7 protein-coding genes are annotated in these 12,253 nt (G+C 75.7%); all 7 read right to left on the reverse strand.

The annotated features are described in order from the left end of the window. Window positions 1-522 precede the first annotated feature (522 nt). Window positions 523-3,078, reverse strand: coding sequence for a hypothetical protein (locus OP04_RS29525; protein ID WP_157240549.1), 2,556 nt, complete (start codon window positions 3,076-3,078; stop codon window positions 523-525). Window positions 3,079-3,241: 163 nt separating this feature from the next. Further along, on the reverse strand, window positions 3,242-5,434 hold the full coding sequence (locus OP04_RS29530; protein ID WP_051799319.1) for a BTAD domain-containing putative transcriptional regulator: 2,193 nt from the start codon (window positions 5,432-5,434) through the stop codon (window positions 3,242-3,244). Next, entirely contained in the window at window positions 5,424-6,200 is a 777-nt protein-coding gene (locus OP04_RS29535) for an alpha/beta hydrolase (protein WP_033343146.1), read from the reverse strand. Before OP04_RS29535 ends, OP04_RS29530 begins: the two co-directional genes overlap by 11 nt. Window positions 6,201-6,249: 49 nt before the next feature. After that, window positions 6,250-9,048: a helix-turn-helix transcriptional regulator gene (locus OP04_RS29540; RefSeq protein ID WP_198154025.1), complete on the reverse strand. Its 2,799-nt coding sequence runs from the start codon at window positions 9,046-9,048 to the stop codon at window positions 6,250-6,252. A 144-nt stretch (window positions 9,049-9,192) separates the two neighbouring features. Continuing rightward, entirely contained in the window at window positions 9,193-9,990 is a 798-nt protein-coding gene (locus OP04_RS29545) for an alpha/beta hydrolase (RefSeq protein WP_033343147.1), read from the reverse strand. Between the two features lie 142 nt (window positions 9,991-10,132). Beyond that, a complete protein-coding gene (locus OP04_RS29550) occupies window positions 10,133-10,828 on the reverse strand; it encodes a hypothetical protein (RefSeq protein WP_033343148.1) in 696 nt (231 codons plus the stop codon). 70 nt (window positions 10,829-10,898) lie between these two features. Continuing rightward, window positions 10,899-12,038: a helix-turn-helix domain-containing protein gene (locus tag OP04_RS29555; RefSeq protein ID WP_033343149.1), complete on the reverse strand. Its 1,140-nt coding sequence runs from the start codon at window positions 12,036-12,038 to the stop codon at window positions 10,899-10,901. Window positions 12,039-12,253 lie beyond the last annotated feature (215 nt).

Genomic DNA, 12,253 nt, shown 5'->3' on the forward strand with positions numbered 1-12,253 from the left:
GCGACCACCACGACCGGCGCGTGCACGCCCGTCGCCGACGCCGCCGCGGTGATCTCGGTCAGAAGACGGCCGTGCAGCGTGCCGATCACGTCGAGGGTGCGGCCGGCGTCGCCGAGCGGGATCGCCCGGATGCCCGCGGAGTGCCTGATCGGGCGTGTGCCGGGTCGCCGCGTGCGGAGGTCGTGCAGCCAGGCGGCCAGGTCCGGTGCGCCGTCGACCGGGTGCAGCGCGATGCGGTCCGGCGTGGGCGGCAGCACGGCCGCGCCGCCGGTGGCCGGGTCCAGCAGCGACAGGCCGTGCCGATCGTGCAGCGCCAGGAAGACCTCGCCGTCCACCTGGACGAACGCGCGCGTGCCGGGCTCGGCCAGCGCGGTGAGCAGGTCGCCGTATCCGCCGATCCGCCGTCCCGGCCCCGCGGGCAGATCGCGGGCGTCCAGCGGCCGGCGCAGCCCGGCCATTGTCTCGCCGTGGGCGTGCGTGACCAGCGGCGCGGGCAGCCCGAGCGACACGCCGTTGACCCCATCAAAGATCAACCGCGCCAGGGGGTACGGGGTGGAGAGCGCGGCCGTCAGCACGGCGGGATCCGCGCCGCGGTAGGCGTCGGTCGTCCAGTGCCGCAGCGGCGCCACCCACAGGATCTCCGCCTCGGCCACGGTGGTCAGCCGGAAGTCCGCGGTGAAGCCGATCAGCCGCGCCGGATCCATCGGGCCCTCCCCCAGCTCCGCCCGGGGAATCTCGATCGGCAGACCGGCCGCGTCGGCCCGTGCCGCGATCTCGTCGAGCGTCAGCCCGGACGGGTCCCGCAGCCGCAGCACGGCCCGGTCCAGCACTTCGGCCGGCAGGCCGCGCAGGAACTGGAACAGGACGGCCTGGCCGCGGCCGGCCGCCGGGGTGGCGAGCGCCCGGTCGATCTCGGCGCCGAACGACAGGTACACGTGCCCGTCCCGGCCGGGCAGGCTGCTCAGCTCGCGGACGCGCGGGTCCCGGTTCCGGGACGAGATGGGCTCGGTGTGGAGGTGCGCGCCGGTCGCGGTCGGGAGGACGTGGTCGATGCAGACGGCGTCCGCGTGGTGCGCGGTCAGCGGCGCGCCGGATCGGCCCCGCGGCGTGGTGGCCGCCGGTCTCCGGGAGCCGCTGGGCGCGGGTGGCCGGGTCGGTGATCTCGTCCAGCAGCGCGCGCAGGTCCGCGGGCCGGTCGTGCAGCGCGCGGGCCCGATCGGCGGCCTGCGACCTGGCGGTGCCGGCGTCGGCCCGGCCGTCGGTGAACGCGGTGGACAACCGGTCCCAGAGCGCCCGGGTGACCGCGTCCCGCACCAGGCCTTCGCGTTCCGTGGCGTCGAGCGTGACCTGGCCGTAGGCCGCCGGCCGCGCGACGTGCGCGGTCAGGCTCGCGGTCAGCGTGGCGAGCCCGGCCGCGTGGGCCGTCTCGGCGTGCTGCCGGGCGGTGTCCAGGCGCGCGAGGAACGCGAGCCGGCCGAAGTCCTCCGGCGTCATCGTGGCCGCGTCCCTGGCCAGCAGCGCGGTGATCTGGGCGGTCTCCGTCGTGGCGAGCGCGGTCACGGCCGACGTGGGCGCCGCGGTCGCCGTCAGCTGCACGGCCCTGCGGCGGCTCTCGCCGAGTTCCAGCCGCGCCCAGTCCGAGGCCAGGTTCCGGAGCCATGCGTCGTACTGCGCGACCCGGTCCCGGCCGGCCTCGGCCCTGGCACGGGCCGCGGCCGCCCTGTCCCGCCGGGCCACGGCCGCGTCCCGGCCCTGCTGCGCGCTGTCCAGCCGGGCCTGGACGGCCGCGGCGTCGTGCTGCAGGTCGATTCCGGCCTGGACGGCCGGATACCGGTTGTCGCGCAGGTCGGCCCGATGGAGGTCGCGTGTCAGGCCCAGCGTGACGATCCGGGTGTCGAGTGCGGCGATCTCCGCGACCGCCTCCTGGTGCGCCCGGTCCTGGTTCTCCCCCGCGGTCACGAACCCCGTGTGCACCCGTGCCAGCCGCACATCCAGCAGGTCGTCGAGGGCGAGGAAGTGCCGCGCCACGTCGTCGCTGTCCAGATCGGACTGGACGGCCGCGACCTCGGCCTCGACCAGTTCCTCGACGCCGCCCGGCCCGGTCGTGATGCCGTTGTCCGCGGCGGGCTGCGGCTTCGGCCGGGTGACCAGCATGCCGGCGTCGCGACGGCCCTGCCCCGGGTCGAGCAGCGCGTCTACCAGGTCGGAGGCCGGCGCGAACGACCTCGCATCGGGCACCGCACGCACCGTGGTGCCAGGCCCCGGAGGCCGCGCCGGGTCGAACGCGAGCACCGCCTCCTCCGGCGCCGCGGACAGGTCCACCCACCACAGCGCGCCGTCCTCGGACACGAGCCAGCGCACCCGCCCTGAACCGGTCTCGTGCACCAGTGCCACCGCGCCGGGCCGGGCCGTCAGGTCCCGCACCAGTGCCGCCGGATCCGTCGCCGGCGTACCCGCCATACCGGGCAGTTCCGACGCGGCGACCGGCATGACCGTGTCCGCCTCCGCGACCGGCAGCCCCAGCACCCGGCCCGCGGCCAGCTGACAGCCCGCCTGCCACCACGACGCGCCGGCGAGCGACGCCGAACGGGACACGCCCAGCCGCAGCCGCTCCGCGGTGGACACCTCCACCAGCTCGCGTACCCGGGCCAGCGGCGTCCGTCCCGTGCCGGACGCGATCGTGACCGCGGCGTCGCGCGTGGCGCGCATCGCGGCCAGCCCTCGGGGCAGCACCCGGACGAACGTGCCGGCCGCGTCCGGACGGCCGCGCGCGTCGACCCGGACCACGCGCTCCGAGGTTTCCATCCAGGACTCGTACCGCGTGCTGACCGGCACGCCGACCAGGTCCGCCGCCTGTTCCCAGGCCGTGATCGCCGTCCGGTCCGCGCCCGCCGGCGCCACCGTGCCGATCCGCGGAGGCCCGCCCACGCCGGCCGTCAGGTCGCCCAGCACCCGCCGCACGATCTCCAGCGCGGACACGTCGCCGAGGCTCCGGTGGCTCAGGAGCAGCGCCGGCCCGTCCTCGCGCGGCGCGTTCATGGCGTGGACCAGCGCGACCAGGTCCACGGGCGTACTCATCGGGTGCGGATGCAGGAAAACACCGTTCCCGGTCGGGATCAGGCGGCCGTCCGGACACAGTCGCGAGAAGGCGTCGAGAACGGCGGGCCCGGCCATGTCGCTACCCCATCTCAGAGGACCAGCGGAGTGTTGGGCCCCTCTACGACAGAGCGTCAGATCCGGTTCACCGACAGTGTGTTACATCTTCGAGTTCCCGTATCGGTGCCTGTGCGGGCGCCGCCAGCGGCCCGGCCGCCCGCAGGTGGTAGGCGACGTGGCCGGGAGCGCGCGCCGGATCCAGCGCCTCCGCCACCCGCAGATGCAGCCGGGGCAGGGCGCGGGCCGGCGTGATCCGGACGATCGCCTCGCGCAGCAGCTCGTGCGGGAAACGGACCGTGCACGGATCACCCGGCGACGGCGCGAGCAGGCCGAGCGCGCGCACCGGTTCGAGCCGGTCCAGGCAGGTCTGCACGTCCAGGCCGGCCACGCGGGCGAGCAGCGTCAGGTCGACGTCCCGGCCGATGACGGCCGCGATCCTCAGCAACTCCACGGCTTCCTCGCCGAGCCCGGCGATCCGGTCGCGGGCGAGATCACGCACGGCCGACGGCACGTCCGCGCGGGCGATCCCGTCCGCGGTGAGCACGCCGTCGCCGGGCACCACCCTGGACAGTTCCACGATCAAGAACGGATTTCCCGCGGTACGGTCGTGAAGTCCCCGATCCGCGCAGGGTTCCAGACTCCGGCGGGTCACGCGGCGGGCCAGCTCACCGGTCGCCGCCGTGCCGAGCGGGCCGAGGCGGAGGCGGCGGTGGCGGGACAGGCGGCCGGTCACGGCCAGCATCCGCGCGAGGCCGGGACCGGGTTCCGGCGCACGGTCCCGGAACGCGCCGATCAGCGCCACCCCGGGCGGCAGCCGCGCCGCGAGGTGACCGAACAGGTGCAGCGAGTCGCCGTCGGCCCACTGGAGATCGTCGAGGAGCAGCACCATCGGCCGCTGTGCCGCGGCCTCGGCGACGGCCGTGACGACGCGCTCGTGCCGCAGGAACCGGGCTTCGCCGGCCGCGTCCGTGCTGCCGGGTGCTCCGCCTGTACTACCGGGCGTCTCGTCCATATGGCCGGACGCTCCGGCCGTGCTGCCGGCCGGTCCGCGCGCGCCCGGCGGCCCCGGGAAGGCCGGCAGGCCCCAGATCTGGCCCTGATCCAGCGTGACGAGGGCTTGCGTCCACGGCCACATCCGCGGCGCACCGCCGCCCTCGACACAGCGGCCCCACAGCACGCGGGCGCCGGCCCGCCCGGCCTCCGCACCGATCTCCTCCAGCAGGAGCGTCTTGCCCGCGCCCGGTTCCCCTTCCACGACGACCAGCCCGGTGTCGCCCACGAGCGCCGACGCCACGGCCTGCCGCAACACGACACGTTCCTGGCCCCTCCCGACAGGTTCGTCGGCGGGCCGCCCGTAGGCAGCCGATCCGGAGAGACCCGGCGCCGCGCCCTCCGGCCCGCAGACGGCAGGCCTGGCGCCCACCGGCCCCTGCGCGTCCGGCCTGGAAAAGGGCACGGCACCGGCCGGAGACGGATCGGGCGCACGCAGGACCGCCGCCCCACCGCCCGGACGCCGCCGCTCCGGCAACCGCCGCCGCAGCACCCGCCGGTGCGCCTCCTGCAGCACCTCCCCCGGATCCACCCCGAGATCCTCCGCGAGTCGCCCCCGCACCGACCGGAACACCGTCAGCGCCTCCGCCTGCCGCCCGTCCGCCGCCAGCACCGACATCAGCCCCGCCTGCACCGGCTCGTGCAGCGGCGCCATGCCCGCCGCCAGCGACAACGGCCCGAGCACCTCCCCCGGCCGTCCCAGCGACACCGCCAGCTCCGAAGCGGCCACGCACGCGTCGAAGAACTCCCCTTCCAGCGCCCCGAACAGCGCCATCGCCGCCGGCCCGTGCGCCGGCCCGGCGCCGGCGGGGCCGTGCCAGAGCCCCAGCGCCCGCGCGTAGAAACCCAGCGCCTCCCGCGGCACCGCCACCCGCGCCGACGCGACCAGCTCCCGGAACTCGACCAGGTCCAGCACGCCCGCGTCCGCGTCGAGCTGATAGCCGTCGCCGCGCCGCCGCACGTATCCGCCGGTCCGCCGCGCCGGCAGCGACGGTTCGAGCACCCTCCGTACCATGCCGATGTATTTCTGGAGGATGTTGACGGCCGTGGACGGCAGGTCCGCGTCCCAGATCAGGTCGATCAGCTCGCTCGTGCCGGTCGGCCGGCCCGCGCGGGCGAGCAGCAGCGCCAGCAGGTACGCCTGCTGCCGTGGCCCCGCGTCCGCCTCCACGCCGTCGCGCCACACCCGGAGCGGGCCGAGGATCTGCAGGCGCAGCTCAGCGGTCATGGCGGTCCAGCCATTCCAGCACGTGGTCGGCGACCTGGCGCCAGCCGCCGTCGATGGTGAGCGAGTGGCCGCGCCCGGGATACTGCTTGAGCTCGGTGATCGCGGACGAGTCGCCGTAACGCTTGTACGCGGCCCGGGTCGCCGCGTCCGGCACCAGCCTGTCCTCCTGCCCGGAGATCAGCAGCAGCGGCCCGCGCGCGTCGTTGCCGGCGTCGGCCGGGGTCGCCGCGCCGCGGACCAGGTGCGCGCAGGCGGTCTCGAAGACGGGCCGGCCCGGCGACGGGATCGCCCACCGTCCGAACAGGTCATCGGCCTCGGCCCGGCCGAGCGTGCTGCCGAACCCGTGCCGGAACCGCGCCGCGGTCAGCGACACCGCCCGATGCCGGTTCGCCGGATTGCGCAGCACCGGCCACGCGGCCGCGAGCTGGGCGGCGGGCATCCGGGCCGGTGCCGGCGCGATCGCGACCGCGGCGCGGCCGAGGCCGGAGCCGAGCAGCCGCTGCGCGATCAGCCCGCCGAGCGCGTGCCCGATCAGGACCGGCGACTCCGGCAGCGCGCGGACCAGCGTCTCGTGATGGCCGGTGAGGTCCGCGAGGCCGAGTCCGGCGACCGCGCCCGGGTCCCGGCGGGCCGCCTCGACCGTGGCGGGCTCACCGGGCCAGCCGGGCAGCATCGGCGCGTAGCCGCGTCCGGCGAACCGGCCGGCCCACGGCTGCCACGAGCCGGCGTGCAGCCACAGCCCGTGAATGAAGACGACGGGGGTCATGCCTCCGATCGTGGCGGTACGAGGGGTCCGAGCTGATCGGTCAACCGACCTACGTCGTGTCTGCGGTCGCGTCGAGCGCGTCGCGCAGCGAGGCCCGGGACGTGATGCCGAGCTTCGGGAAGATCTTGTAGAGGTGCGCGCCGACCGTGCGCGGGGACAGGTGCAGCCGCGCGCCGATCTCCCGGTTGCTCAGCCCGGTCGCGGCCAGCTCCGCGATCTGCCGCTCCTGCGGCGTGAGCGCGGCCACCGCGTCCCGGTCCGCGCGCGTGGGCTTGCCGGCCGCGCGCAGCTCCGCCCGGGTGCGGTCGGCCCAGGAGGCCGCGCCGAGCGTCTCGAACGTGCCGAGCGCCTCGGTGAGCGCCTGCCGGGCGTGACTGAGCTCGCGGGCCCGGCGCAGCCAGGCGCCGTACGCGAGCCGGATCCGGGCCCGCTCGAACGGGAACGCCGCGCCCGCCGGATGCGTGACCGCGGCCGTGAACAGCGCGCGGGCGTCCTCCGGGGGTGCGCTGATCGCGAGCGCGCCGGCGGTGAGCAGCGCGAGCCGCGGGGCCAGCTCCGGCAGCCCGGCATCCCGGGCGGCCTCGGCGTGGGCGCGCGCGGCCGCGTGCCGGCCGGTGTGCGTGGCGGCCTCGACCAGGTCCAGCACGGTCCGCGGCGCCTGCTGGGAGTAGCGGGCGAGCGTGCCGGGCGCGGTGATCCCGGCGGCGTAGGCGTACGCGGTCTCGTACTCGCCGTCGCTGAGCGCGATGGCCACGCCGATCACCTCCGCGTACTCGGTGAGGAACCCGACGCCGCGCGGCCGCCCCCACGCGTCGGCCTCGGCCTGCAGCCGGCGGGCGCGGTCCAGGTCGCCGCGGTGCGCCGCGAGCAGCCCCAGGTACGCCCGGAACGCGTGGCTGAACAGCACGTACCCGTGCGCGGCGGTCAGCTCCAGGCCCCGCCGGCCGGTCCGTTCCGCCTCCGCCCACTCGCCGGTCGCGATCTGGTCGAGCATCACCATCTGCAGCATCGTCATCACGCTGGCGACCGCGCCGGACTCCTCCTCGCGCGCCACCGTGCGCCGCAGGATCTCCCGGTGGTCGCCGAGCACACCGGCGTGCCACGCGGAGACCAGCAGCCGCATGGTGTCCCACGGCGCGGCCACGGCCGGGTCCGCGAGCGCGTCCGCGATCCGTTCCGGCAGCCCACGGCCGCGGCCGATCAGGTCACCCCACGCGTCCCGGGCGATCGCGGTGGCCGGGCCGACCCGCTCGCCGTACCGGGCGAACACCGCGTCGGTCCGCGCCCAGATCACCGGGTCCGCGGCGAACTGGCTGATCGCCAGCAGCAGGCTCAGCGCCCGCTCGGTCAGCGGCCCGAGCCCGTTCTCGATCAGCGCGCGGATCCGCCGATGGTTCGCGACCACGTCACCGTCGCGGTACAGCGCCACGAACCCGGCGTTGACCACCGCGGCCGGGCCGCCGGCCGCGGTGTCCTCGACCAGGTCCTGTGCGGTGTCCAGCAGTCCGGCCTGCCCGGCGACCCAGGCCGCGTCCGCCAGCCGCCGGGACCGGTCGGCGGGCCGCCGGCTCAGCTCCGCGGCCCGGGTCAGCCAGCTGATCGCGGTCGCCGCGCCGCCGCGCCGGGTGGCCAGCGCGGCCGCCTCCTCCAGTGCGGCGGCGACGTGGTCGTCCGGGTCGACGGTGGCGGCGGCCAGGTGCACGGCACGGCGTTCCGGGCTGGCCCGGTGCAGGTCGGCCAGGTCCGTGTGGGCGGCCCGGCGCTCGTTCGGCGTGGCGGCCTGCACCACGGCGGAGCGGACCAGCGGGTGCCGGAACACCGGTTCGCCGCTCGCCGGGTCCACCGCCAGCAGGCCCGCGTCGACGGCGCGCCCCACCTCGCGCATCCGGTACCGGGCCGCGCCGATGCGTGGTGCCGGCCCGGCCCCGGTGCCGTCCAGCGCGGCCCGCAGCAGCTCGCCGCGTTCCCGGGCGGGCAGGTCGCGCAGCCGCGCACCGTAGATCCGCTCCAGCCGCCGCGGCAGCGCCATCGTGCCGGAGGGAAGCGGCGCGGACCGGGACAGCTCGATCAGCGCCAGCGGGTTCCCGGCCGCGGTCTCCAGGATCATTTTTCGGCGGTACGGCGTGAGCCCGGCATGGTGACGGTCGAGCAGCCGGCCGGCCGCGTCCGCGGTGAGCGGCTCCACGGCCAGCTCCGGCAGCCCGGCGCCGTCCAGCGCTGACGCGATCCCGTCCCGGACCGCGACAGCCACGCGGACCGCCGTGCCGGTCAGCCGACGGGCGGTGAACGCGAGCACCTGCGCGCTGGGCGCGTCCAGCCACTGCCCGTCGTCGACGATCAGCAGCAGCGGGGTGGCCGCGGACACCAGCGTCAGCAGGTCCAGCACCGCGATGCCGAGCGCCATGACCTGCGGCGCCGCCCCGGCGGTGCCGGTGAACGCGGCGTCGATCGCGGCCCGGTTGTCCGGGTCCAGCCCGGCCGACTCCGGCATCAACGGGAAGATCAACTGGTGCAGCGCGGCGAACGTCAGATCCCGCTCCACCTCCGCGCCCGCGCAGCGCACGACACGGAACCCGGCCTCGGCCGCATCGGCGGCCAGCGCCTCCAGCAGCGCGGTCTTGCCGAGCCCGGCGTCACCACGCACCACCAGCGCGGTCCTGCCGAGCCCGGCGTCACCACGCACGACCGGCGTGGGCCTGCCGAGACCGTCGTCACCACGCACGACCGGCGTGGGCCTGCCGAGACCGTCGTCGCCGGACGGCACCGGCGACGGCCCGGCCGCGTCGCTGAGCAGCGCCGCCAGCCGGGCACGTTCGTCGTCGCGCCCGACCAGCCCGCTCTCCCGCACGCCGGAACCCTACCGGCGCACGGTTTCCGCCCGGCTACCCGGCAGCCCGAGCGCACCCCCTCCGGTGATCAGGGCGTCCCCCACCCTGTTCTGACAACATGAGGGACGCTCCGATCACCGGTGGTGGCGGCAGGCCGGTGACGGTCAGGCCTGGCGGCTCAGCCAGGTCTCGATCTCGCCCGCGACGTCCTTCCAGCCGTGGTCGAACACCAGGGAGTGGCCGCGGCCGGGCACCTGGATCAGGTCGGCGACCGCGGACGAGTCCCGGTAGAGCCCGTGGGCCGCGCGGGTCACCACGTCGGGCACGGTGTGGTCGACCTCGCCGGAGACGAACAGCAGCGGGGCACGGTCCGCGGTGCGCACGTCGACCGCCGCGGGCGAGGTGCGCCGCAGGTTCGCGGTGGCGACCTCGAACAGCGGCCGGCCCGGCCCGGGAATCGCGTAGCGCGCATGCAGCGCGTCCGACTCCGCCACGGTCAGCGCGTTGCCGAACGCGTACCGGAACTGTGCCGCGGTCAGCGCCACCGCCCGCTTGCCGTTGGCCGGGTTGCTCAGCACCGGCGCGGACGACCGTAGCTGCGCCAGCGGCAGCGGCCGGACCCCCTTGATCGGCGCGGGGTCGACGGCGACGGCCGCGTGCAGCGTGTGCGAGACGTTCAGCTTCTGCGCGACCAGCCCGCCCATCGAGTGGCCGATGACCACCGGCGGCCGGTCCAGCGACGCGATGATCTCGCCGTAGTGGGCCGCGATGTCGTCGAGGCCGACGCCGGCCAGCCGCTCGGGCGCGTTCCGGGTCTCCTCGGCAGTGGCGGCGTCGCCCGGCCAGCCGGGCGCGATCGGGTCGTACCCGGCCGCGCGGAAGACCTCGATCCACGGCTCCCACGACGAGGCGTGGATCCACAACCCGTGGATGAAGACGACCGGTGTTCCGGATGTTGTCATGACCTTTGCTCCCCATCGCGACCAGACCCTGCTCGGCCCCGGATTCAACACCGGTCCAGTGGAGGAACAGTGAAGCCGCGACAGCCTGGGGCCGGTGCGACGACCGGCGCCACCGCGAGGGCGGCCGCCGCACCGGCGGCTGTCAGGCGGACACGCAGCCGCGGAGCCTCCAGGCGAGGGTCTCGCTCGCGACCAGCCACGCGGAGTCCCGGGCCGCCTCCGCCGCATGGCCGCCGGGCGGGCCGCTGATCAGCACGCCGCCCCGGACGACCTCATATCTGATCACCGCGTTGCCGTCCGCGGCCGTGCAGGTGTGCGTGACCGTGTGGTCCCGTGGCGTGTTGCCCGGCGCGGGCACGTGCGTGCAGACCGGTTCCAGGTCCCGCACCACGTCCTGCGCGAACCGCACGTAGTCCGCGTCCGCCCCGGCCATCGTGCCGGCCAGCCCGGCGTCCGTGGCGACGAACAGCAGCGTCGCGTAGAGCCCCTGCCCGGCCAGCGCGATCCGGTCCCGGTCCGGCCGCGCCTCGGCCGCCCGGTACCGCCGGACCGCATCGCCCGCCTGCGCGGCGAGCACCGCCGGATACGACGCGCGCCACCCCGTGTCCTCGCGGAGCACCGCGTAGTCCGCCATGGTGGACGCCACGGGCACGTCCAGGAGCGACAGCAGCCGGACCAGTTCCGGCACCTGTGCGGGCGTGACGATCCGGGCCGCGAAGACCCGGTAGGCGAGCAGCGCCAGGTCGGTCACGGTCGCGTCCGCGCGGGCCGGTGGTGAGGCCGCGGAGAGCAGCACCGCGGCCGCCGCCACGATGCCCTTCCACGCGAGACCCCGCATGCCTGCGAGTCTGTCCGCATCGGACGGTCGCGGTCTTCGTCAATCGGACGCGAACGGCGGGCGCCGTTTGTCAGTCCGCGTAGTGCTCCACGGCCAGCGTGCGGGCGACCACCGCGCTCAGCAGCCGGACGCCCGCGGTCGAGCCCGGGTCCACGCCGGTCACCTCGCGCACGCGGCGCAGCCGGTAGTCCAGCGTGCGCGGGTGGATGTGCAGTGCGGCGGCCGCGGCGGCCCGGATCATGTCGTGGGCGTAGTAGGCGCGCAGCGTCGTCACCAGGTCCGGCCCGTTGGTGGCCAGCTGCCGGGCGTAGTCGCGCAGCCAGCCGTCGACGTGCGGGGCGCGGGCGACGGCCATCTCCACGAACAGGTCGGTGATGCCGGGCAGCCGGTCCGGGCGGTACTGCGGTGGCGCGACCCGGCTGGCCTCGCGCGCCCAGGCGAGCGTCTCGGCCAGGCTGCCGGCCGTGCCGTGCGCGGTGCCGATGCCGCACGGCCGGCCGATCAGCGCGGCTGCCACCCGTACCCGCTGAAGGTTGGTGGTCTGTGGCTCGTGGGCCGCGGTGAGGATGGCCAGTTCGTCGGCGGCGAGCCAGGTCACCGGGACGTGGTCGCGGGTGAACGCGGCGGTCACCTCGTCGCGGGTCTCGGCCGGCACCGGCAGCGCGGTGCACATGATCGTGACGTGGTAGCGGCCGTCCGGGCGCGGGCCGTCGAGGACCGGTTCGTCGGCCAGCAGCGCGCGGGCGGTGATCTCCAGCCGGGTGGACATCATCCGGGCCGCGCCCACGCCCCGGGTGTAGCCGCGCAGGTAGGCGCTGCGCGCGCGGACGCCCTGGGTGCCGAGCCAGCCGACGATGCGCAGCAGGTCGGTGACGTGGTCCGGGCGCGCGAGATCGTGCACCTCGCGCACCATCATCGCGGTGTGCAGACCCAGGACCTGTTGCTGCGAGGGTACGGAGAGCCCGACCTCGGCCCGCTGCCGGCCGACCGCGGCGATGCCGGCCAGGTCGTCGCCGGACAGCGGCAGCGCGGCCGCGGACCGGTCGAGCGTGCGGCGGCGGATGAAGACGGCGAAGTCGTACATTCCGATGCGTTCGTCGACGCCCGGGGGCATGGCGTGGTACTCGCCGACCTCGCTGGTGAACGTCTCCACCGCGTGCCGGGCGTTGATCTCCGCCCGCTCGTGCAGGGCGTTGAACAGTGCACTCATCCGGCTCCTCCCGCCGATCCTGCTTCGGATCGGTGACGGTTGCGGATGGTTCGATGTCAGTCATCGACCGTAACAGATTCCGGCAACCCGTTCCTCTCGGTCGAAGAGGCCCGAATTTCCGGAAGTTTTCGGAATAGACTGCGATGCAAACGCTTGCAAGGATGGTCCCGCACGGTCCCCTTTATCGAGCGTGCACCTGACCTGGGTCGATGGGT

It is taken from the genome of Catenuloplanes japonicus, from assembly GCF_000717135.1.
GTDB classification, from domain to species: domain Bacteria; phylum Actinomycetota; class Actinomycetes; order Mycobacteriales; family Micromonosporaceae; genus Catenuloplanes; species Catenuloplanes japonicus.

Excerpts from the sequence above, each read along its gene's own strand:
- OP04_RS29525 (WP_157240549.1), bottom strand. The coding sequence starts at position 3,078 with ATGAGTACGCCCGTGGACCTGGTCGCGCTGGTCCACGCCATGAACGCG.
- OP04_RS29530 (WP_051799319.1), bottom strand. The coding sequence starts at position 5,434 with ATGACCGCTGAGCTGCGCCTGCAGATCCTCGGCCCGCTCCGGGTGTGG.
- OP04_RS29535 (WP_033343146.1), bottom strand. The coding sequence starts at position 6,200 with ATGACCCCCGTCGTCTTCATTCACGGGCTGTGGCTGCACGCCGGCTCG.
- OP04_RS29545 (WP_033343147.1), bottom strand. The coding sequence starts at position 9,990 with ATGACAACATCCGGAACACCGGTCGTCTTCATCCACGGGTTGTGGATC.
- OP04_RS29550 (WP_033343148.1), bottom strand. The coding sequence starts at position 10,828 with ATGCGGGGTCTCGCGTGGAAGGGCATCGTGGCGGCGGCCGCGGTGCTG.
- OP04_RS29555 (WP_033343149.1), bottom strand. The coding sequence starts at position 12,038 with ATGAGTGCACTGTTCAACGCCCTGCACGAGCGGGCGGAGATCAACGCC.